The organism is Leifsonia sp. AK011, from assembly GCF_013410945.1.
Taxonomy (GTDB): Bacteria; Actinomycetota; Actinomycetes; order Actinomycetales; family Microbacteriaceae; genus Rhodoglobus.
This window is the reverse complement of record NZ_JACCCH010000001.1, coordinates 2571130-2592088: the sequence shown is the minus strand read 5'-3', so window position 1 is coordinate 2592088 and position 20959 is coordinate 2571130. Positions and strand designations below refer to the sequence as shown.

The following is a 20959-nucleotide window of genomic DNA, read 5'->3' as shown; positions in this document are numbered from 1 at the left end:
CAAGGATCTGCATTGCATATCTCTGCAACCAGCGGAGGGTTACCGCCTTACTTGATAACGCCGATCGTCTCGGTTGCGATCATCGGGTTGTTTGCGTGGTTCTTGATCTCTCGCTCGCGCAAGGCGCAGGAGGTTGCCGCCGCTGAGCCTGGAGTCATCCTGTCGATCACGACGTTCCCAGCGCGACCGGTCATGAAGCAGGTTGCTGATCTTCGGCGCAGCTACGGGGTGGAAGCAGCGAAGGGGCCGAGCACTGGGTACGGGCGTCCGATTGCAGTGCTCGACTCAGGCGAGCTTCGAATGACGCTCAACGGGTCGCGCTCCACGGCGTACCTCTCGATTCCTCGGTCGGCGATTACAGATGCAGGGATCGTTGAGGTGCGCGACCGTCTCATGAAAGCCCGAGCGATACGGCTCGCAGTGAGGGCCGAAAACACCTCGCTCCCGCTCGATCTAGTGGTGCTTGACCCGAAGAATCCGACGAACGTGACTCCGGCGTACGTTGACGCCGTCTTCGCTCAGCTCAAGTCCGAGCTTGGGCTCCGTTAGCTGGACCACTCATCCAGCGATCCGAATCAGTCGATCCCTAACTCTGTCCGCACGGTGTCGGTCATGGCGGATCCGCTTCAGCTTTCTCGGTGGAGACGTGTCCGCGTCGCCAGATCATTTGTAGGGCCCGAATGCCTGCGTTAGCTGACTGATCGTCCAGCGCCGCATGTGGCGAGCAGAACTGGGCATCAAATCTTCGCCCTCACTCGGGTGAGGGCGAAGCGGACGGACTGCCACCGTGGCCCGTCGGGCGCTCTCACCTGACTCGTAGTGCGTGACCGGGGACCCAACTGCCTTACGACCTGGTCGTTCTTTAAGTCCGTGAATGCGTGAGACCTCCGGCGCCGACCGTTTCTCCGTAAGACCGCGTAGCTGCTCAACGAGTGCTTCGTCGATTGGCTTTTCCAGATGCCGAGGCTGCGCGAATCTCGTGAGCGACTCGATCTTTTGGTTTGGGTACTCAGTAACTGCGCCGTCAAAACCGAGTTAGTCAACCCCGTCGCTACCTCGCCTAACGGATATCCAAACGTAGGCTTGGTTCATGGTTGACGCTGATCTCATGTCTGCCCACAGTGAAGTGCAACGCACTGACCGCACGGGAACGATCTGGTTCGCGGCAGCGCTCCTCTCGGTCACGATTTTCGTGGCGAGCCTGATTCTCATCGGCTGGCGGCCATCAGCCCTTCCTGATGCGGCACGCATCGTCTGGTGGATCGGCTTTGCTCTCGCCGCGCTGGGTCTCGGAGGCATCGGCTACGCGGGTTGTCCGATCTACTGGGGCAACGTCGATGTCGCGCATGCCCAGAAGTCACTCGCCATTCGGGCCGGGCTGGTGCTGTTCCTCATCGGTGGGGTTTCTATTGCCGTCGTGACTCTCGCCAACTCGTAGCGCCCAGACCGGGGAGGCGTCTCGCGGCTGGTAGCGTTCGAGCGTGAGGCTGGGGCAGGCATACTTCGCGGCGCAGGCGCTCGCTGGGGTGCTCTGGTGGGTGGCCGTTTTCGCTTCCGAGATGGTTCGCTCGGCCACGCTCGGTGGTCTCGATCCGGTGTTACTCGCGCTCGCCGACATCCCCCTGTTCGCGGGTGCGTCTGCGGTGGCAGCGACGGGCAACCGTGTGGGTCTGTGGATCGCGACGGGCTGGACCGTGCTCGTGGCTGCGGGCATGGCGCTGTACGCGACACTCACTGGTGAAGCCGGGTGGGGCGCGCTGCTCATGCTCGCCGCGGGTGGTGGAAGCGTGGTTGCAGCCCTGCTGATAGTGCGCGGCAGCATCCCGACCAGATGGCTCATTGCCGGCCCGTTTCGGTTTCGAACTGCCCCGCGCGCCACAGTGACCCACTACGTACTGTGGACTCTCGGGCAGCTGGTGCTCTTCTGGTCGCTGTTCCTCGTGATCCTCCCGGCTGTGATCGTCCTGATCGAGCATCGCTGGGGTCTGTGGATACCGTTCCCGTTCGGCCTTCGAGTCTTCGGCCTTGTCGCTCTGCTGTTGTTCAGTGCGCTCGGCCTGTGGTCGGCGTTCGCGATATCCAGGAACGGCCGCGGTACCCCCCTCCCCATGGCGATGCCGACTGCGCTCGTGACCACCGGCCCCTATCGCTGGGTTCGAAACCCGATGGCGCTCGCTGGCATTGGTCAGGGGGTTGCGGTGGGGCTCAGTATCGAGTCGTGGCTGGTCGTGCTGTACGCACTTCTCGGGTCGGCGATCTGGAACTGGGCAGTTCGGCCCCATGAGGAGGCCAACCTTCTCGAGACATTTGGCGTCGTCTATACCGACTACCAGTCCAGAGTCCGCTGCTGGATCCCGACGTTCCGTGCGTCCGCGATGGTGCCGAAGGGGTGAGCGCGGGGGTGCCGTCGATGGCGAAGTTCTGAACGATCGAGCGTGTGCTCGTGAATTCGGCCAAGGCGTGCAAAGATGAGTTGTGCTCCGTTTTGTCCCGCCCCTCATCGTGGTGGGCCTGTGTCTGGCGGCTCTCACGGCATGCACGCCGAGAGGTGACGACTATGCGGCATCCCTTGCCGAGCGAGTCGCCATCGCTGTCGGCGACGATATAACCCCGCCGTACAGCCAGTCGAGAAGTGCCGAGTACCTCGCGGCCCGTGCGATTGACTCGCCCAGGATGCCGAGCGCCGGGTCCCGTGGACATCGTCGTTGACGTGCTCGGCTGGGCTGGCGAGTCCGGTCCGCAGGAGGGGGCGACGATCGACCTTCGCGTCAGTGTGCATGTGCACCCCTACAGCGCGAATCGGATCGGCGACTTCAGTTCCGTGGAGGAGGGCTTCTCCACTCGCTGTTGGACGCTGTCGATCCTGTCTCGCAACTATGACAACTACGCGCTCGACGAAGTCGCGTGCCACGAGGGCGCGGTCGCCAAGGTGCCGATGCCGGCGCCGCTGCCCGACATCCCCGAGGACGTGGAGGAGCGGTTCGCCGCGGCGTTCGCAGACGCGACGCCCGAGAACGCGGCATCCCGAGTCGCTGAGGCGTTCCCTGACGAGTTCTACGCCATCGAGGTGCGCGAGCTGTACGGCGAAATCGTCGCGGCGGTTGGCATCCCCTCTGTTCGCAAGTGCGTGCTCGGCGTGCGAGCGACGGATGGCTCGGTCAGCACCTTGCGTGGCTTCGAGTGGGAGCAACTGATGCCCGGGGAGCGGGGATGCGCGCCCAGTCTGTACACGCCGGCACCGAGAGACTTCGGCCCTCGGTCTGGCGCTCAGGGCGAGGCAACCGCCTTGGAGGACGGCACGTTCCAGTACGTCGTCGCTGAAGGAGACGCTTCCGTCGAGATCCAGAACCGGTTCGGACTCATCAGCCTTGGTCAGATTCGCAATTCCGACGGCCTCGGCGTTGGCGACAACATCCCGATCGTCACGGGCGAGGTTCTGCGGATCGTTCGCTCACCCTAGATCGCGCCAGATATAGACAGTATCACTATCGGATAGTTACACTATCCACATGCGAATCTCCGAACTCTGCGAGGTCAGCGGCGTCGCGATGCCGTCAATCAAGTACTACCTCCGCGAAGGGCTGCTGCCAGCGGGGGAGCGCACCGCCGCGAACCAGGCCGAGTATGGCCCCCAGCACGTCGAGCGGCTGCGGCTGATCCGAGCCCTGATCGATGTCGGCGGGCTCTCCATCGCGACGGCCCAGCGTGTGCTCGAGGCGATCGACACCCCGGACATGCCGCTCACGTACCTCTTCGGCGTAGCTCAGTACGCGATCTCCGACACCGCCGTCTTCGCCGAGGTCGAGCCGGAGAGTCCGGGACTCGCCCGCGTCGACGCCCTCATCGCTGAGCGCGGGTGGGCGGTCACCGCTGAGAACCCCGGTCGCCAGGGTGCGGCACGCGTGCTCGACACCATGGAGAGTCTCGGCCAGGGTCACATCGCCGAACAGCTGCCCCGATATGCGGATGCCGCCGAGCTCATCGCCGCTGCGGATCTCTCCACCCTCGCGCACCACTCCGACCCCGCCGACATGGCGGAGAACGTCGTCGTCGGCACGGTGCTGGGGGACACCCTCGTCGCCTCGCTCCGCCGCATCGCCCAGGAACACCTCTCGAATCAGGTCTACCCCGTCAGGAGCTCGTCATGACCACCACAGTCCGAACCCCCGAGAACCTCGACTCCCGCGGGATGAGCACCATCACGTGGCACCGCCCGCTGATCGTGTTGGCCGCGGCATCCGCCCTGCTCGCCGTTGCGTGCGGTATCGGCATCCTCGTGGACTCACGCGTGATCCTCGGCGTGAATCTCTGGGAGAAGCCCCTCAAGTTCGCCATCTCGATTGCGGTCTACGCGATCACGTGGTCGTGGCTCATCGGCCAGCTCACGCGGTTCCGCAAGGTCGCGTGGTGGGCCGGCACAGCGTCCGCGGTGCTGCTCGTCATCGAGATGGTGATCATCGTGGGCCTCGCGGCCGCCGGAGGCACGAGTCACTTCAACGTCTCGACGCCGTTCAACACGGCCATGTGGTCGATCATGGCGTTCTCGATCACGGCGCTGTGGGTGGCGACCTTCGTGATGAGCATCATCCTGTTCCGCAATCCGTTCGCGGACCCGGCGCGCACCCTCGCCGTGCGGGCGGGCGCGCTGATCGCGCTCGTCGGGATGGGCCTGGCGTTCCTCATGACCGGTCCGACGGCCGCCCAGCTGGACGACTGGCAGGGCATCGCCGGCGCCCACACCGTGGGGCTCGCCGACGGAGGGCCGGGTCTGCCCGTGCTCGGATGGAGCACGGTGGCAGGTGATCTCCGCATTCCCCACTTCGTCGGGATGCACGCCCTCCAGCTGATCCCGCTCGCGCTTCTGCTTCTCGAACTGGCGTCGCGTCGCGTCGCGATCCTCCGCAGCGCGACCGTGCGGCGCGATCTCGTCTGGGTCGTCACCGGAGCGTACGTGGCGACCCTCGGCCTGCTCACCTGGCAGGCGTTGCGGGGCCAGTCGATCGTGCAGCCGGATGCCACGACCCTTGCCGTCGCGGCAGTGATCGCCGCGGCATCCGTCGCCGCCGTGGTTGCCGTGCTACGGAGTAACGCGGCCAGCGTCGTTCGTGGGTGAGGTTTCGAGACGGCCGCTGCGCGGCCTCCTCAACCTGCGGGGCTGACGGCCGCTGCGCGGCCTCCTCAACCTGCGGGGCTGACGGCCGCTGTGCGGCCTCCTCAACCTGCGGGGCTGACGGCCGCTGCGCGGCCTCCTCAACCCGCGGGGCTGACGGTCGCTGCGCGGCCTCCTCAACCCGCGGGGCTGACGGCCGCTGCGCGGCCTCCTCAACCCGCTACGGGCGCTCTCGCGAGATGACCGTCCCGCCCAGTGACGCGATCGCCTTCAGCACCGACGGCCGGGCCGCGACCCACGCGACGATCATCACCACGAGCGAGACGCAGAAGATCGCGAAGCCCAGCCAGCTCACCTCGTCGCGGCTCGCGTACATGTGGTTGAGGTTGCGGAGCGCTCCGGTCGTGAACACGAGGAACACGTGCACGATCGTGAAGCCGACGAACCACCACAGGGTCCAGAAGTGCACACGCTTGGCGACGGCGAACGGGTAGAGCGCGTCGAAGCGGCGCATCCTGATCGACCAGGCAGGTGACATCCGGATGCCCGTGAGGATCGCCAGCGGTGCTGCGATGAACACCGTGATGAAGTACGTGAGCAGCTGGAGCGCGTTGTAGTTGATCCAGCCGTTCTCGAGGGGCCACTCGAGGGAGGCGTACTGGAGGCCTGCCGAGATGGCGTTGGGGATGACATCCCAGTGGGTGGGAACGAGCCGCACCCACTGTCCGGTCACGAACAGGAGTGTCACGAACACGACACCGTTCAGCACCCAGAGCGCGTCGAGGGAGAGGTGGAACCAGGTCGTAAGGGTGAGCCGGGTGGGCGGGTTCTTGGTTCGGATGAGGCCCGTGTTGTTGCGCGTCCAGAAGATGGTGGCGCGCTTGGCCTGATGCAACTGCCATCCCGTGCGCACGATCAGCAGCAGGAAGAAGCTGTTGAGGAAGTGCTGCCATCCGGCCCACGCGGGGATGCCGACGGGGGCACCCTCCGGCAGGGTCGACTGCCCGGGGAACTGCTCGATCCAGGCAGCCACCTCGGGGAGGTCACGGAGCCAGCGGGCGAAAAGAACGACGATCACAGCGAGAACGAGCGCGACGGGCACGACCCAGACGAGGGGGAACCAGCGGCTCTGGCGGAAGGTGGTCACGACCGGATCGCCGATACGGCGGCCTGCGCGTCGATGAACACGACTCCGACTTTACCGAAGTCGCGGACCCGCTACGGTTGACCAGATGCCGAACGACAACAAACTGAGCTTCAAGACCTGGTGGAGCACCAACCCGTGGGGAACGACCCGCGGTGGCCTCGCCCTGCGCCTTGCGGGCGCCGCGCTGGCGACGTGGGCGGTGGTCGTGTTCTTCTCCGTCACCGTGGAGCTCGGCAACCTGTTCCTCATCGTCGTTGTCGCCGTACTCGGTGTCCTGTTCTATGTGCTCCCGTGGCTGGTGGAGCGTGCCACGACCTCGCCGACGCGGTTGCCGCGGTGGGTCGACAATGTCACGGTCTTCCCCTCGCTCGGTCTCACCCTCATCGCGGTGCTCGTCGTCGTCTCCGTCGGGTCCGCTCACGTCGGGGTGATCATCGCCATCGTGCAGACGGTGGGGATCCTGATCGCGCTTTTTGTCCCTCCGGTACAACCAGCCGCCGAGTAGCCACTCGTCCGTCTACGGTGGGATCGATGGATGACACCGTCGACACCCCAGAGGTGCGTTTCTCCGTCGAGCGGGCGCTGGGCACCGTCACGCTCGACCGTCCGCGTGCGCTCAACGCCCTGACCCATCGCATGGTCGTCGAGATCGCCGCCCATCTCGACGAGTGGGAGACGGATCCCCAGATCGAACGCGTGCTGATCCAGGGTGCTGGCGATCGCGCGTTCTGCGCCGGCGGCGACATCGTCGGCATCTACCGGGACGCGGTCGGCGGCGGTGGCGCGACCGAGCAGTTCTGGCGCGACGAGTACACGCTCAACGCCCGCATCGCCCGCTACCCCAAACCGATTGTCACGGTCATGGACGGCATCGTGCTGGGCGGGGGAGTGGGGCTCGGCGCCCATGCGAGCCACCGCATCGTCACGGAGACCTCGAGTGTCGGGATGCCAGAACCCACGATCGGCTTCGTGCCCGACGTCGGCGGCACCTGGTTGCTGTCGCGGGCGCCGGGTGAACTCGGAACGCGTCTGGCACTCACCGCCGGCTCGACGGATGCAGCGGGCGCCATCCACCTCGGACTCGCCGACTCGTTCGTCCCCCGCGATCGCCTTGCCGAGCTGCGGGAGGCGCTCACGACTCACGGGGCGGACGAGTCGATCGCCCGCGTCGCAGAGGAGGCCAGGCATCCGCAGATCGTCGACGACCAGGTGGCGCTCGACGAGTGCTTTGCCCTCGACGACGTGGCGAGCATCCTCGCTGCGCTGCGCGACGCAGGGTACGACGACCTCACCGACGCGATCGAGTCGAAGTCGCCCTCCGCCCTTGTGCTCACGCTGGCGTCGCTGCGGCGGGCGAGGAGCCTGCCCGATCTGGAGAGTGCGCTCACGCAGGAGTTCCGGGTGTCCGTGCGCTGCCTCGGTCTTCCCGACCTCGCGGAGGGAATCCGCGCACAGGTGATCGACAAGGATCGCTCGCCACGCTGGAATCCGGCAAGCCTCGCCGACGTCGATGCCGACGCGCTCGCCGCCTTCTTCGACCCGCTGCCCCACGATCTGATCCTGCCGAACCGAAAGGACCTCCAATGACCGAGACCATCCGCACCGATACCCGCGGTTCCGTCGGCCTCATCACGCTCAACCGCCCCCAGGCTCTCAATGCCCTCAACGGGACGGTTCTGCACGAACTGCTGGAGGCGGCCGAAGCATTCGGTGCGGACCCGGGCATCGGCGCGATCGTGGTCACCGGCTCCGAAGCGGTGTTCGCCGCAGGCGCCGACATCAAGGCGATGGCAGAGCTCACCTACGAAGAGGTCAGCGCCAACGACCCGTTCGCCGAGTGGGATCGGTTCGCGGCGATACCGATCCCGGTCATCGCCGCGGTGTCCGGCTACGCACTCGGCGGCGGCTGTGAACTCGCGATGTCGTGCGACATGATCTACGCCTCCGAGACGGCCAAGTTCGGGCAGCCCGAGATCACCCTCGGCATCATCCCCGGCATGGGCGGGTCGCAGCGTCTGACCCGCGCCATCGGCAAGGCGGCCGCCATGGACCTCGTGCTCACGGGTCGCACGATAGGTGCGGCCGAAGCACTGCAGTACGGGCTGGTCGCGCGCGTCTACCCCGTGGAGACACTCCTCGAGGAGACTCTGTCCGTTGCGAACGAGATCGCAGCGCGGTCGCGGCCCGCGAACGTGGCCGCCAAGGCGGCCGTGAATCGTGTGTTCGAGGCATCCCTCGATGAGGGTCTCGCTTTCGAGCGCCATGAGTTCATCGAGCTGTTCGCGACGGAGGGTCGCGCCGAGGGGATGGCTGCCTTTATCGAGAAGCGCGCACCCGACTTTCGACGCGGGTAGGCGCTCCAGCGTTAACTGAAACATCGTCACATGCTGGCCTGCTTTTGTTTCGCTGTGGAAACAGTTTTGCCCCATGTGTTACAACTTCGTGAACTTCCACTGTGAAAGTGATGTTTGTTGCTAAGCAAGACATATGACTCAGCATGTTCATCAACATCCATCAGTACGCAAGCGATCTCGAGCGAGAATCGGGGTACTCGCAGGCGCACTGACCCTCGCCATCGTCTCGAGCACCGTTGCTCCTCTGGCGGCCTCCGCAGCCACCCCCGCAGGCATCTCGATCGCCGATGGCAAGTCGGCGATCGCCTACAGCTACGAGACCGCTATTCGCGAGCGCGTCTTCGTGCCGGTCGAGGGTGTCGACCAGGATCTCGACGGAGTGACGGATGTCACGGCCATCGACATCATCCGTCCCAACGACCCGAGCGGAACGCTCAAGTCGCCCGCCATCATCGACCCGAGCCCCTACTACACGACCCTCGGCCGTGGAACCGAGGCCCAGCTTCTCAACAACAACGGCGACGGCGTCACTGACCTGTTCCCGCTCTACTACGACAACTACTTCGTGCCCCGCGGCTACGCGATGCTCCACGCACAGATGAATGGAACCGCGTACTCGACGGGCTGCCCGAACCACGGTGGCCCCGGTGACATCCAGAGCATGAAGGTCGTCGTCGACTGGTTGAACGGACGTGTGCCCGGCTACGACGCCGACGGCGCCCCGGTCACGGCCACCTGGCACAACGGCAAGTCGGGCATGATCGGCAAGTCCTACGACGGCACCCTGGCCAACGGCGTTGCCGCGACGGGTGTCGACGGTCTCGCCACGATCGTCCCGATTGCCGCGATCAGCGATTGGTACCGCTACTCGCGCACCAACGGCATCCGCCACAACTCCAACTACCCGCAGAGCCTGTCCAACACGGTCACCAACCCCGACCGTCGCGCCCTCTGCGCCCCCGTGCGGAACTCGTGGGTCCCGCTCATCGGAGAGCCCTCCGGCGACTACACGCCGTTCTGGGACGACCGCAACTACCTGCTGGACGTGGACAACGTGAAGGCGTCCGTCTTCGCTGTGCACGGCTTCAACGACGACAACGTGCGTATGAGCCAGTTCGGTGACTGGTGGAACGCGCTCGCGGAGAATGAGGTTCCGCGCAAGACGTGGCTTGCCAAGATCGGTCACGTCGACCCGTTCGACTACCGCCGTGGCGTCTGGGTCGACACGCTCCACCGCTGGTTCGACTACTGGCTGCTCGACATCGACAACGGCATCATGACGGAGCCGATGGCGACGGTCGAGACGGCCGCGGGAACGTTCAAGGACGAGGCGAACTGGCCGGCGCCCGGCACCGCTGACGTGCCGATCCATCTGACCGGAACCGAGGCTGGCGTCGCGGGTGGTCTCGAGCTGCAGGCCGGGACCGGACTCGATTCGCTCACGTTCACCGGCGTCACCTCGGCGTCGATAAGCGAGACGAACCTCATCACGAGCCCGGAGGGATCGCAGGCCACGAGGCTCGCGTTCCTCTCCGACCCGCTCGAGTCCGAGTTGCGCCTCTCCGGAACTCCCGTCGTGTCGCTGACTGCATCGCTCGACAACACGCAGGCGAACTTCGGTGTTGCGATCGTCGACTACGGTCCCTCGACCCTCACGCCCCGTTCCCCGGGCGACGGATCCCAGAAGACGAGCCAGTCGACGTGTTGGGGTGTCTCGAACGCCACCGACAGCGCGTGCTTCCCCGAGTCGGTCAACTACTCGGCTGACGTCGAGCAGTGGCGCATCTCTCGTGGCGCGCTCGACTCGTCGAACCGCGCGAGCCTCGTCGAAGGTCAGGCGACGCCGGTCGTTGCCGGTGAGAAGAACGTGTACAACTTCCCGATGGAGCCCTACGACCACATCGTGCCTGCCGGGCACCGTATCGGTGTGCTCCTCACCACTAACCTGTCGGGCTACAGCAACGACGGCACTCGTGGCGTGACGGTGACCGTTGACGCGAAGGCGAGCACGATCACCCTTCCCGTCGTGGGCGGGATGTCCGCAGCGGCGGCGTCGGGTGCGCTCGGCGACGCGGCACCGGTCACGCTCGGCTTCGACCTCGGGGGTCACGGTGAGCCGATCGAGTCACAGACCGTGGCGTACGGTGCAACTGCGACGGCTCCTGAGGACCCGGCCGTCGAGGGCTATGTCTTCATGGGCTGGTACACGGATGCCGAGTTCACGACGCCGTTCGATTTCGAGGCGCCGATCATGGCAGACACCATGGCCTACGCGCACTGGTACACGATGGAGGAGTTCATCGAGAGCCTCGAGATCACGCCGAGCAGCCTCGCGGTCAAGAAGGGTGACACGATCACCGTCTCGGTCGAGGGCTTCGGACCGGAGAACGAGTCGGTGGGGGATGTCACAGAGCTGGTGACCCTCACGAGCTCGGTGGCGACCGACGTCATCGAGGGCAACGAGATCACGTTCCCCACCGCGAGCCCGCACGAGATCACGGCAACGCTCGGTGAGATCTCGGCGAGTGTCACCATCCAGGTCGAGGCTCCGGCCGTCGTGGCGCCGACCGACGAGGATGACACGGCCGCGCCGATCCTCGCCCTCACGGGTTCCACGCCGCTCGTTGGTGCAGGCCTCGTGGCGCTGCTCCTCGCGCTGGCCGGTGGAACACTGCTGGTCGTCCGCCGTCGCCGCGCATCGGGTGCGTCAGCGACCGACTAACGCACAACCAGCGACTGGGGCGTCTCGGGCTTCGTGCCCGGGGCGCCCCAGTGCCGTGCTGGGTCAGACGTCGAGCGTGTCTCCTGGCTCGAGCACCGTGTACTCCCCGCCCCACTGGCCCAGCACCGACTCCAGGCGAGCGTTCGCCATCGTGCGTCCGATCACGGAGAGTGTGGACTCGTGCACCGGGTACGCGCGGGCCGGCTTCACCGCGGCGACGTAGTCCATCGCCTCGCCGATCTTGAGCCACGGGGCGCCGATGGGTGCGGCCAGCACGTCGACGGGTACGCCGGGCACCGCATAGGAGTCGCCCGCGTAGTAGAGCGATTCGTTGACGAGAACCCCGACATTGTCGACCACCGGGATCGATGAGTGGATGACGGCGTGCTTGCCGCCGAAGAAGGTGAGGGTGAACGGTCCGACGTCGACCGTGTCGCCAGGGGCGACGGCCTCGATGGGGTACTCGGCGCCCGCGGCCGCCACGCCCGCGGGCCCCAGGATCCGGGCATCCGGATTCATCTCGCGGATCGCGTCGAGGTGTGCGGGTGTCCAGTGGTCCTCGTGCTCGTGCGTGATCACGATCGCCGCCACCTCCGTGAGGTCGCCCAGCGGGAGCGTGAATGCTCCCGGGTCGATGACGAGGGTCGCGCCGCCGGTTTCGATGATCTGGCAGGAGTGTTCGCGCTTGGTGATCTTCATGAAAGGAGCCTAAGCATCCGCGCGTGCATTAAATACCCCCTAGGGGTATTATGGGCGCATGATTGACGACATCAAGCGCCGTGCGCTACACCGCAGTCGGATCCTCGAGGGACAGCTCCGTGGCATCACCAAGATGATCGAGAGCGAGGACTACTGCGTCGACATCATCACGCAGTCCCTGGCGGTGCAGAAGTCACTGCGCAGCCTCAACAAGCTGCTCGTGGAGAACCACCTCCGCACGCACGTGGCCCACATGTTCGAGAACGGCGAAGAGGATGTCGCGGTCGATGAGCTGCTGCGTGTGTACGAGCTGAACAACAACCGGGCGGAGTGACCACATGAACCACGACGAGCACGAGCACCACGACATGCACGAAGGCCACGACACGCATGCTGGCCATGGCGACCACTCCGCGCACGACCCCAGGATCTTCCGCGCGAAGTTCTGGATCAGCCTCGCGCTGACCATCCCCACCCTCGTCTTCTCGGAGGGTCTGCAGGACATCCTCGGGCTAAGTGGTCCGCGATTCCCGGGCAGCCAGTTCATCCCTGCGGCCTTCGGTGTCGCGATCTTCCTCTACGGCGGCCTGGTGTTCCTCCGGGGTGCCGTCTCCGAACTGCGGGGCCGCCAGCCGGGCATGATGACGCTCATCTCGCTCGCGATCGTCGTCGCCTTCGGCTACAGCGCTGCCGTCACCCTCGGCCTTCCCGGTATGGACTTCTGGTGGGAACTCGCCACGCTCATCACGATCATGCTGCTGGGTCACTGGATCGAGATGTCCGCCGTCATGAGCGCACAGGACGCGCTGGGGGAACTCGCGAAGCTCCTTCCCGACGAGGCCGATGTGCTGCACGGTGACCACGTCATGACGATGCCGGTGTCGAGCCTGTCTGTTGGCGACGTGGTGCTCGTGCGACCGGGCGGTAGTGTCCCGATCGACGGCGAAGTGATCGAGGGCGAGTCGGAGGTCAACGAATCGCTCATCACGGGGGAGTCCGCACCCGTCTCGAAGTCGGTGGGTGACGGTGTCATCGGGGGTGCCGTCAACGGCTCCGGTGCGCTGACGGTCCGTGTGACGAAGACCGGCGGAGAGACGGCGCTCGCGGGCATCATGAAGCTCGTCAGCGACGCGCAAGCGAGCAAGTCAGGCGCGCAGGTTCTTGCCGATCGCGCCGCGGCACTGCTCTTCTACGTCGCGCTGGGTGCCGCCGTGCTAACCCTCGTCGTGTGGCTCTTCCTCGCTCCGGGTGACCCGGCCTTCGTGCTCGAGCGGGTCGTGAGTGTGCTCGTCATCGCGTGCCCCCACGCTCTCGGGCTCGCGATTCCGCTCGTGTCGCAGATCTCCACCGCCCTCGGTGCCCGACGCGGCATCCTCGTCAAGAACAAGTTGGCCCTCGAGGCTGCCCGGTCGGTCGATGTCGTGCTCTTCGACAAGACCGGAACGCTCACGACCGGAACGCTCGGGGTTGCCGTCGTCGTGCCCGCTGTGGGAACCGAGAACGAGGTGATCTCGCTGGCGGCGGCCGTGGAGGTGAAGTCCGAGCATCCGATCGCGCGTGCCATCGTTGCCGAGGCCCACGATCGTGGCGTGACTCTGCCGGAGTCCGCGGAGTTCGCCGCTCTCGCCGGTCGCGGTGCCAAGGCCGTCGTCGATGGGCGTGAGCTTGTCGTCGCCAGCCATCGCGTCGTCGTCGAGCGCGCCATCACCCTCCCTGTCGAGCTCGTTCAGGCTGCAAGGGATGCCACCGTCAACGGCAACACCATCGTGTACCTGCTCGAGGGCGAGACGGTCCTGGGGATGTTCGCGCTCGCCGACACCATTCGTCCGGAATCACTCGAGGCAGTCAGGGACCTTCAGGGGCGCGGGGTGCGCGTCGCGATGCTGACGGGCGACTCGCACGAGGTCGCGAGGACCGTGGCTGGCGCACTCGGTATCGACGAGGTGTTCGCCCACGTGCTCCCGGGCGAGAAGGCCGACGTGGTCGCGAAGCTTCAGGAGACGGCATCGGTGGCAATGGTCGGTGACGGCATCAACGATGCGCCAGCGCTTGCGCGAGCCGACGTCGGCATCGCGATCGGTGCTGGAACGGATGTCGCGATCGATTCGGCCGGCATCGTGCTGGCCTCGAGCGACCCGCGGGCCGTCGGCGCTCTCCTCACCCTCAGCAGGGCCACCTGGCGCAAGGAACTGCAGAACCTGTTCTGGGCGACCGGCTACAACGCGGTGGGAATCCCGCTCGCCGCGGGTGTGCTGTTCGGCGCTGGGATTCTCCTCCCGCCCGCGCTCGCAGCTGTCTTCATGTCGGTGTCGACAATCGTCGTCGCCATCAACGCACAGCTGCTGCGGTTCACGAAGCTCGGACTCCCGGAGCGCGCAAAGCCCAGCGCGTCGACTCCGCCGCCGTCGAGTGACGATCGTGATCATGGTTCGCACGAGCATGGCCATGAACATGGCCACGAGCACGAGCACGAGCACGAGCACGAGCACGGCGACAGTGCGGAATCCGCCGATCCGACCCACCACGCGGAGGCGTCCGCCGAGGACCTCGTCGAATGCCCCGTCATGCCGGGCAGCACCACGACCAAAGCGGTCGCGGAGGCGAAGGGACTCGTGCGCGAGTTCGAGGGCGTCACGTACTACCTCTGCTGCTCGGCGTGCGCGGCACCGTGGGACGCTGACCCTGCCAAGTACGCTCGCGCGGCCTGAGCAGCCATACTGGGCGGATGACGCCGCCGTTACGCCTCGTGGTTGCCATCAATCCGACAGCCTCGTTCGGCAAGGGGCGGGATGTCGGCCCGGCGGTCGTCCAGACGCTCCGCGCTCTCGGGCACGACGTGACGAGCCTCCAGGAGCCGGACTTCGATCAGCTCCTCGAGGCGGGTCGACGTGCCGTGGCCACCAGGCCCGACGCGCTCATCGTCGTCGGCGGTGACGGCATGGTCAACCTCGGCACCAATCTCGTGGTCGGCACCAAGGTGCCACTGGGCATCGTTCCGTCGGGCACGGGCAACGACATGGCGAGGGGACTCGGCATCCCGCACGAGAACACGGAGGAGTCGATCGAGGCGCTCATCGCCGCACTCGCGCGGCCTGCGCGCGTCATCGACACGGGTCGCATCGAGTACATCGACGACGAGACGGGGGAGCCGGCGACCCGGTGGTTCGCGTGCGTCCTCTCCGCGGGGTTCGATGCGACTGTCAACGAGCGGGCGAATCGGATGCAGCACCCCAAGGGCGCGAGCCGGTACATCCTCGCTCTCGTGCTGGAGTTGGCTGGCCTCAAGCCGATCGCCTACCGGCTGGGCCTGGACGGCTCGATGACGGACGTCGATGCCCTACTCGTATCGATCGGCAACAACGTCTCACTCGGAGGCGGGATGAAGGTCACGCCCGACGCCCTCGTCGACGATGGCCTGCTCGACGTCATGGTCGTCCGGCCGTTGTCGCGCCTGGCATTCCTACGCATTTTCCCGCGCGTGTTCAAGGGCACGCACGTGTCCGATCCGCGCGTCTCGATCGATCGCGCGAAGGCCATCACGCTGGATTCGCCGACAGCGGTCGCCTACGCCGACGGGGAGCGCATCGCCCGTTTGCCCGTCACCGTGACCGTGGACCCGAAATCGCTCAGGATGCTGGGGGCCTGACCCCTACTGAGTTGCGGCCTCGATCGTCGTGGCGGTGTCCGTCGCCAGGCACGAGTACTTCGTGAGTTCCACGCCGTCTTCCTCGAACGTCGTCGAGATGAACTGCTGCTCGGCTTTCACGCCGTCGGCGAGCGTCTCCTTGAAGACCGCGAACGGTTCGTCGCACGACGCGTTGACGGCGTTCTGCTTGCCACCCGCGGTATCGATGGCTGCAGCATCCAGGGTTCCCTGCCCGATCACCCGGAACTCGTGGGCCTCGTCGCATGGAACGACGGTGGATTTGGAGAGGTTCGTGCCGTCGACGAACGTGAAGCAGTCGTCGAGGAGAAGGTCCGCCGAATTGATCTCCGTGGGTTCCGAGAACGTGCCGTCCGCGCCGCGGGTCGGACCGAGCAGCGAGCACCCCGCGAGGAGCAGGGCTGTGCTTGCTGACAGCAGTGCAACGAGAACGGAAGTGCGGCGGCGAGTCATCGGGTCCCCCTGGTCGGTGAGCTGCGTGTTTTGGTGTGCCTTCGATCCGTGTGGCATACTCGTGTAGTTGTCGTGACGGCCCCATCGTATAGAGGCCTAGTACGCCGCCCTCTCACGGCGGTAACGCGGGTTCGAATCCCGCTGGGGTCACCATAGCGAAAAACCCCCGGTTCTCCGGGGGTTTTGTGCTGTTCCGGGCGGTGTTTCGAGCCGTCCCTGCCGTGAGCGCTACCCTCGCCTCATGCAGTTCGACGGCTTCGACCCTGACGGTTTCGCGTTCTACGACGAGCTCGAGCGCGACAACACACGCGAGTGGTGGCTCGCCAACAAGACGCGCTACGACGACCATGTCCGCGCGCCGGCTGAGGCGCTCGCGGCAGAGCTCGAGCCGGAGTTCGGGCCGCTCAAGATCTTCCGTCCCTACAAGGATGTGCGTTTCAGCGCCGACAAACGCCCGTACAAGGACCACCTCGGCATGGTGTCCACCAGTTTGTCCGAGCCCGCCCTGTACCTGCAGTTCTCGCAGCACGGGCTCGTGCTCGGTGGTGGTCTCTACCAGCCATCCCGCGAGCAGCTCGCCCGATTCCGTGAGCTCGTCGATGAGTCGCGCAGTTCAGAGGATGTCACGGCGGCGGTCGCCCGGGCCGAGGCTGCCGGTTTCGCCCTCACGACAGAGGGGAAAGTCGCGACCGCCCCGCGCGGCTACCGGACGGATCATCCGCGCATCGAACTACTGCGGCTTACCCGGCTCGCGATCTCCCGGCGGTACCCGCAGGAGGACTGGATGCTCCGTCCCGAGGCCCTCGACACGATCAGCGCCGACTGGCGCGTCGTGAGTGCCTGGAACGACTGGCTGGCTGCCGCTATTCGCCCTTGAGCTTGCGCACCTCGGCGTCGATCGCGGCATCCGTGATGACCCCGTGTTTGCCGAAGACGTCGATCGCCTGGAAGATCGCGGCTATACCCATTCCGCCGATCACCCAGCCGGGCCAGAAGTAGCCCATGCCGCTCAGAAACCAGATGAGCGTGACGAGCGCCGAGACGGCGAGCCAGACCCACAGGTAGTTGTAGAAGTTCGCTCGTGCTTTGAGTCGCTTGGCCGCGATCGACCGAAGTTCTGCGTCGTCCATGATTCGTAGCGTATCGCGCTAGAGCTATCGTGCGAAGGGGAGTATTCCACTCCACTAACCCGGCAATATGGGCATCATCATCGCGCTCGTGCTTCGCGGTATCTTCATCCTTCTCGGAGCTCAGCTCATTGAGAACTTCTCCTGGATCTTCTACATCTTCGGTGCGTTCCTGCTCTGCACGGCGGTGCGCCAGGTGTTCGCGAAGATCCGCATCGCGTTCATCCGCCTGTGGGGTGCCGACCGGGTTGCCCCCGGTCGGGGAGGTATCATCGTGCAGATTGTCGCCCTTGCGACGCAAGGCGTCGGCTGCCGTTCTCGGGCCGCGAAGAAGGAGCGCTACCGGTGAGTTCAGCAACACTCGATCCGAAGCTGATCCCCGGTAAGAAACAGCTCCAGTCGATCCAGGTTGCTCGCGGCTTCGCTGCGCTCTCGGTTGTGGCGTTCCACGCGCTCGACAGCCAACCGAGGTACTTCTCGAATATCTCCGTACTGCCCGGATTCTTCAACGGCGGTATGGCTGGCGTCGACCTGTTCTTCGTCATCAGCGGTTTCGTGATGGTGCTCACCACCCGTGGTCGCCACGGCAAGCCCCGCGAGGTGGGCAAGTTCCTCTGGAACCGTTTCTTCCGCATCTACCCGACCTACTGGTTCTACTTCCTTCTGCTTCTCCCCGTGTTGATCCTCGCGCCAACGTGGATCAACGCATCGCAGGGCAATCAGGTCGATCTCGTCGCCTCGTTCTTCCTGTTGCCCTCAGATCTACTGCCGATCCTGCTTGTCGCCTGGACCCTCACCATCGAGCTCTGGTTCTACATCGTGTTCGCCGTGCTGCTCTTCCTTCCCGAGAAGGTGCTGCCGGCGGCGCTCGCGGTCTGGTTCGTCGTGCTCGTCATCGTGAACTGGAACGGGCCCATCTCCGCGAGCCCGTTCGTCGAGGTGCCCGCCAACGCCATGGCGATCGAGTTCATCTTCGGCGGGGTGGCCGCGCTGGTGTTCCGAAAGGTCAACCTCGTGGCGGCGGCCATCACCGCGGTCGCGGGTCTGGCAATCATCGTGTTCTTCGGCGAGGCGACAGTCTCTGATCTCACGGCTGGCCCGGGTCTGCACCGCCCCCTCACCCTCGGCCTGGGATTCGCACTGCTGCTGCTCGCCTTCACGGCGTGGGAGAACCGGGCGAGCATCGGATTCCTCGGGCGCTTCACGGTGCTCGGCGACATGTCGTACTCGCTGTACCTGAGCCACGTGCTTGTGCTTGTGGCGATGGGCAGGATCTGGGCGGCAATTGCCGGTCCGTTCGCCACCAACATCCCCGCGATCATCGCGTGGTGGCTTGTGACGTTCGCGGTCGTGCTCGTGGCTGGCTATCTCAGTTACCGACTCATCGAACGCCCGGTCATGGGTCTTTCGCGTCGCTGGCGCGCGAAGGTGTTCCGGGAGACCTGACCTCGACTCGGCGCACGGTAGGCTTGCGGGGCGAAGGGGAGTATCCCACTCCACCATCCCGTCAGTACGGACCCCAGCGTTGCGGTCCCGGGAGGTGACGCGCGTCTGCGCGGGGGAGAGACTTTCGGTTATCGTCCTGCCCTCATCGCGAATGGATCTCCATGGAAGCCGCACTGCCCGTCTGGTTCGAAATCACCTCTTTCGTCGTCCTCCTGCTCATCCTGGCGGCCGACCTGACGCTCGCGTTCAAGAGGCCGCACATCCCCTCGACGCGGGAGTCCGCGCTCTGGGTGACCTTCTACGTCGTGCTGGCGCTCATCTTCGCCGGCCTGATGTTCTGGCAGGGCTCCGTTGATCACGCCGCGGAGTTCATCGCGGGCTGGGTGACCGAGTACTCGTTGTCGATCGACAACCTGTTCGTCTTCGTCATCATCATGGCTCGGTTCCAGGTGCCGAGAAAGTACCAGCAGGAAGTGCTCATGGTGGGCATCATCATCGCCCTCGTGCTGCGCGGTATCTTCATCCTTCTCGGAGCTCAGCTCATCGAGAACTTCTCCTGGATCTTCTACATCTTCGGTGCCTTCCTGCTCTACACGGCGGTGCGCCAGGTGTTCGACAACCACGACGCCATGGAGCAGCAGGAGAACGGCATCATCCGCTTCCTCCGCAAGCGTGTGGCGATCACCGACGAGTTCGACGGCGCGAAGATCCGCACCGTCATCGACGGCAAGAAGGTCTTCACGCCGATCCTCATCGTGTTCGTGGCCCTCGGCCTCACCGACCTTGTGTTCGCGCTCGATTCGATTCCCGCGATCTTCGGTATCACGCAGGACCCGTTCATCGTGTTCACGGCCAACGTCTTCGCGCTCATGGGTCTGCGCCAGCTGTACTTCCTTCTCGGGGACCTCATTGAGAAGCTCGAGTACCTCCACTACGGCATCGCTTTCATCCTCGGTTTCATCGGTGTGAAGCTGTTCTTCCACGCCCTCCACGAGAACGAGCTGCCCTTCATCAACGGTGGACAGCACGTCGAGTGGGCGCCCGAGATCTCCACGTGGACCTCTCTCATCGTCATCCTCGCGGCAATGGCTGTCGCAGTGGTGGCGAGCCTCATCAAGATCAAGGTGGACTCCAACCGCTCCCTTCGCGACGAGGTCAAGGAGCACAGCATTCCCGGGCCGGGCGCGGAGTAACGCGCTTCAGACCGCTCATGCGTGCCGACCATGGGGAGGACTCCCCATGGTCGGCACGCTGCGATTCCGGGGCGGCTTGCTACCGTGGACGAAGCGGGGGCTCGTCCCGCGCCGTTGACGCTTACTGGGAGGCGTCGACACCCCTGGGAGGCACGAATGTCGATCGAAGGCAGGCGCGATTTCGCTGCTCACGGCATCACCGCGAGCTTCCGGTTCGAGGGCTATAGCGATCGCGGCTCCGTGCGCCGGGTCAACGAGGACAGTTTCATCGCGTCGCCACCGGTTTTTGTCGTCGCCGACGGGATGGGCGGTCATGCCTACGGTGACCGTGCCAGCCAGGCGGCGATCGCCGCGTTCGCGGACTCCATCGACATGACGGCACCGGCATCCGCCCGGGAGGTGCTCGCCACAATCGCCCGAGCCAACGACGCAGTTCTCGCCCTCACCGACAACGCACAGGTTGCCGTCATCTCCGGTACAACGCTCACCGGTGTCGCGCTCGTCGATATCGGGAGCAGTGACAACTATCACTGGATGGCCTTCAACGTCGGCGACTCCCGCACCTACTCGTGGGACGGCCGTACGCTCACGCAGGTCACGGTCGACCACTCCGCGGTGCAGGAATTGATCGATCTGGGAGAACTCTCCCGGGCGGATGCCGAGCACCACCCGCACCGCAATGTGGTTACTCGCGCGTTGGGAGCCGATACCGTCGTCGACCCGGACATCTGGATCCTCCCGGCGAGAGCCAGGCAGACCTTCCTCCTGTGTTCGGATGGCCTCACTAAGGAGCTGAGCGATGACGAGATCGCTCGCATCATCGTCTTCCACGACGCCGAACAGCTGCGCGAGAGCGACAATCTCCCACTGACCCTCGCGGAGCGCCTGGTGCGCGCAGCCGTCGCGGCTGGCGGATCGGACAACATCACCGTCGTGCTCATCGAGTGCGAGTTGACGGGCGTGGTTGGGGGCGACATCGGCGACGACACGCACGAACGAGGTAATCTGCCCGGGGTACTCGAAGACACCAGGCCGAGAGGGTAG

At 65.4% G+C, this 20959-nt stretch carries 21 protein-coding genes, 1 tRNA gene and 1 pseudogene; 19 read left to right on the top strand and 4 right to left on the bottom strand.

The features are described from left to right. The first annotated feature begins 12 nt into the window (after nt 1-12). The 6 genes from HDC94_RS12650 (at nt 13) to HDC94_RS12625 (ending at nt 5113) form a co-directional block, all read left to right on the top strand. Entirely contained in the window at nt 13-549 is a 537-nt protein-coding gene (locus HDC94_RS12650; protein ID WP_179498096.1) for a hypothetical protein, read from the top strand. 541 nt (nt 550-1090) lie between these two features. Further along, nucleotides 1091-1438: a hypothetical protein gene (locus tag HDC94_RS12645; protein WP_179498094.1), complete on the top strand. Its 348-nt coding sequence runs from the start codon at nt 1091-1093 to the stop codon at nt 1436-1438. Nucleotides 1439-1481: 43 nt separating this feature from the next. Then, nucleotides 1482-2393: an isoprenylcysteine carboxylmethyltransferase family protein gene (locus tag HDC94_RS12640; RefSeq protein ID WP_308495725.1), complete on the top strand. Its 912-nt coding sequence runs from the start codon at nt 1482-1484 to the stop codon at nt 2391-2393. Nucleotides 2394-2692: 299 nt separating this feature from the next. After that, nucleotides 2693-3460, top strand: a complete 768-nt coding sequence (locus HDC94_RS12635; protein ID WP_179498092.1) for a hypothetical protein — start codon at nt 2693-2695, stop codon at nt 3458-3460. A 49-nt stretch (nt 3461-3509) separates the two neighbouring features. Then, nucleotides 3510-4148 (top strand): MerR family transcriptional regulator, encoded by a 639-nt coding sequence (locus tag HDC94_RS12630; RefSeq protein WP_179498090.1) that lies wholly within the window; start codon nt 3510-3512, stop codon nt 4146-4148. Next, entirely contained in the window at nt 4145-5113 is a 969-nt protein-coding gene (locus HDC94_RS12625) for a hypothetical protein (protein WP_218870573.1), read from the top strand. Before HDC94_RS12630 ends, HDC94_RS12625 begins: the two co-directional genes overlap by 4 nt. 217 nt (nt 5114-5330) lie before the next feature. Here the strand turns inward: HDC94_RS12625 and HDC94_RS12620 are convergent, their stop codons facing one another. Further along, on the bottom strand, nt 5331-6257 hold the full coding sequence (locus HDC94_RS12620) for a hypothetical protein (RefSeq protein WP_308495724.1): 927 nt from the start codon (nt 6255-6257) through the stop codon (nt 5331-5333). 85 nt (nt 6258-6342) lie between these two features. Between HDC94_RS12620 and HDC94_RS12615 the strand changes: the two genes are divergently transcribed. From HDC94_RS12615 to HDC94_RS12600, 4 genes are all read left to right on the top strand, one after another. Next, entirely contained in the window at nt 6343-6762 is a 420-nt protein-coding gene (locus tag HDC94_RS12615; RefSeq protein ID WP_179498088.1) for a hypothetical protein, read from the top strand. A gap of 26 nt (nt 6763-6788) precedes the next feature. Continuing rightward, on the top strand, nt 6789-7844 hold the full coding sequence (locus HDC94_RS12610; protein WP_179498086.1) for a 3-hydroxyisobutyryl-CoA hydrolase: 1056 nt from the start codon (nt 6789-6791) through the stop codon (nt 7842-7844). Beyond that, nucleotides 7841-8611 carry an enoyl-CoA hydratase-related protein gene (locus tag HDC94_RS12605; protein WP_179498084.1) on the top strand — a complete coding sequence of 257 codons (771 nt, stop codon included), beginning with the start codon at nt 7841-7843 and terminating at the stop codon, nt 8609-8611. Before HDC94_RS12610 ends, HDC94_RS12605 begins: the two co-directional genes overlap by 4 nt. 133 nt (nt 8612-8744) lie before the next feature. Beyond that, entirely contained in the window at nt 8745-11333 is a 2589-nt protein-coding gene (locus HDC94_RS12600; protein ID WP_179498082.1) for a CocE/NonD family hydrolase, read from the top strand. 63 nt (nt 11334-11396) lie between these two features. On the opposite strand, the gene HDC94_RS12595 is transcribed toward HDC94_RS12600, so the two are convergent. Further along, a complete protein-coding gene (locus HDC94_RS12595; protein WP_179498080.1) occupies nt 11397-12032 on the bottom strand; it encodes an MBL fold metallo-hydrolase in 636 nt (211 codons plus the stop codon). A gap of 58 nt (nt 12033-12090) precedes the next feature. On the opposite strand from HDC94_RS12595, the gene HDC94_RS12590 reads away from it, so the two are divergent. The 3 genes from HDC94_RS12590 to HDC94_RS12580 are packed head-to-tail and all read left to right on the top strand — an operon-like array spanning nt 12091 to nt 15678. Next, nucleotides 12091-12366: a metal-sensitive transcriptional regulator gene (locus HDC94_RS12590; RefSeq protein ID WP_179498078.1), complete on the top strand. Its 276-nt coding sequence runs from the start codon at nt 12091-12093 to the stop codon at nt 12364-12366. Nucleotides 12367-12370: 4 nt separating this feature from the next. Next, a complete protein-coding gene (locus HDC94_RS12585) occupies nt 12371-14740 on the top strand; it encodes a copper-translocating P-type ATPase (RefSeq protein ID WP_179498076.1) in 2370 nt (789 codons plus the stop codon). Nucleotides 14741-14757: 17 nt separating this feature from the next. Continuing rightward, nucleotides 14758-15678, top strand: coding sequence for a diacylglycerol kinase family protein (locus HDC94_RS12580; RefSeq protein ID WP_179498074.1), 921 nt, complete (start codon nt 14758-14760; stop codon nt 15676-15678). Between the two features lie 3 nt (nt 15679-15681). Here HDC94_RS12580 and HDC94_RS12575 read toward each other — a convergent pair whose 3' ends face one another. Further along, the gene (locus HDC94_RS12575) at nt 15682-16149 is read right to left on the bottom strand and encodes a hypothetical protein (RefSeq protein WP_179498072.1); all 468 of its coding nucleotides are present in this window, start codon (nt 16147-16149) and stop codon (nt 15682-15684) included. Nucleotides 16150-16226: 77 nt separating this feature from the next. Here HDC94_RS12575 and HDC94_RS12570 point away from each other — a divergent pair. Next, nucleotides 16227-16302: transfer RNA gene (locus HDC94_RS12570), tRNA-Glu, on the top strand. Between the two features lie 88 nt (nt 16303-16390). After that, on the top strand, nt 16391-17026 hold the full coding sequence (locus HDC94_RS12565; RefSeq protein ID WP_179498070.1) for a DUF2461 domain-containing protein: 636 nt from the start codon (nt 16391-16393) through the stop codon (nt 17024-17026). Here the strand turns inward: HDC94_RS12565 and HDC94_RS12560 are convergent. Further along, the gene (locus HDC94_RS12560) at nt 17013-17279 is read right to left on the bottom strand and encodes a 2TM domain-containing protein (protein WP_179498068.1); all 267 of its coding nucleotides are present in this window, start codon (nt 17277-17279) and stop codon (nt 17013-17015) included. The two genes, HDC94_RS12565 and HDC94_RS12560, sit on opposite strands and share 14 nt — an antisense overlap. 67 nt (nt 17280-17346) lie before the next feature. Here HDC94_RS12560 and HDC94_RS12555 point away from each other — a divergent pair. From HDC94_RS12555 to HDC94_RS12540, 4 genes and pseudogenes are all read left to right on the top strand, one after another. Further along, a pseudogene (locus HDC94_RS12555) lies at nt 17347-17475 on the top strand (TerC family protein); the annotation flags it as partial. 146 nt (nt 17476-17621) lie between these two features. Next, a complete protein-coding gene (locus tag HDC94_RS12550) occupies nt 17622-18722 on the top strand; it encodes an acyltransferase (RefSeq protein ID WP_179498066.1) in 1101 nt (366 codons plus the stop codon). Between the two features lie 161 nt (nt 18723-18883). Next, a complete protein-coding gene (locus tag HDC94_RS12545) occupies nt 18884-19915 on the top strand; it encodes a TerC family protein (protein ID WP_179498064.1) in 1032 nt (343 codons plus the stop codon). Nucleotides 19916-20071: 156 nt separating this feature from the next. Further along, nucleotides 20072-20959, top strand: a complete 888-nt coding sequence (locus HDC94_RS12540) for a PP2C family serine/threonine-protein phosphatase (protein ID WP_179498062.1) — start codon at nt 20072-20074, stop codon at nt 20957-20959.

Bases quoted from the DNA above. Each gene is read 5' to 3' on its own strand.
- HDC94_RS12645 (WP_179498094.1), top strand. From the start codon at position 1,091: ATGGTTGACGCTGATCTCATGTCTGCCCACAGTGAAGTGCAACGCACT.
- HDC94_RS12630 (WP_179498090.1), top strand. From the start codon at position 3,510: ATGCGAATCTCCGAACTCTGCGAGGTCAGCGGCGTCGCGATGCCGTCA.
- HDC94_RS12625 (WP_218870573.1), top strand. From the start codon at position 4,145: ATGACCACCACAGTCCGAACCCCCGAGAACCTCGACTCCCGCGGGATG.
- HDC94_RS12615 (WP_179498088.1), top strand. From the start codon at position 6,343: ATGCCGAACGACAACAAACTGAGCTTCAAGACCTGGTGGAGCACCAAC.
- HDC94_RS12610 (WP_179498086.1), top strand. From the start codon at position 6,789: ATGGATGACACCGTCGACACCCCAGAGGTGCGTTTCTCCGTCGAGCGG.
- HDC94_RS12605 (WP_179498084.1), top strand. From the start codon at position 7,841: ATGACCGAGACCATCCGCACCGATACCCGCGGTTCCGTCGGCCTCATC.
- HDC94_RS12600 (WP_179498082.1), top strand. From the start codon at position 8,745: ATGACTCAGCATGTTCATCAACATCCATCAGTACGCAAGCGATCTCGA.
- HDC94_RS12595 (WP_179498080.1), bottom strand. From the start codon at position 12,032: ATGAAGATCACCAAGCGCGAACACTCCTGCCAGATCATCGAAACCGGC.
- HDC94_RS12590 (WP_179498078.1), top strand. From the start codon at position 12,091: ATGATTGACGACATCAAGCGCCGTGCGCTACACCGCAGTCGGATCCTC.
- HDC94_RS12585 (WP_179498076.1), top strand. From the start codon at position 12,371: ATGAACCACGACGAGCACGAGCACCACGACATGCACGAAGGCCACGAC.
- HDC94_RS12580 (WP_179498074.1), top strand. From the start codon at position 14,758: ATGACGCCGCCGTTACGCCTCGTGGTTGCCATCAATCCGACAGCCTCG.
- HDC94_RS12575 (WP_179498072.1), bottom strand. From the start codon at position 16,149: ATGACTCGCCGCCGCACTTCCGTTCTCGTTGCACTGCTGTCAGCAAGC.
- HDC94_RS12565 (WP_179498070.1), top strand. From the start codon at position 16,391: ATGCAGTTCGACGGCTTCGACCCTGACGGTTTCGCGTTCTACGACGAG.
- HDC94_RS12560 (WP_179498068.1), bottom strand. From the start codon at position 17,279: ATGGACGACGCAGAACTTCGGTCGATCGCGGCCAAGCGACTCAAAGCA.
- HDC94_RS12545 (WP_179498064.1), top strand. From the start codon at position 18,884: ATGGAAGCCGCACTGCCCGTCTGGTTCGAAATCACCTCTTTCGTCGTC.
- HDC94_RS12540 (WP_179498062.1), top strand. From the start codon at position 20,072: ATGTCGATCGAAGGCAGGCGCGATTTCGCTGCTCACGGCATCACCGCG.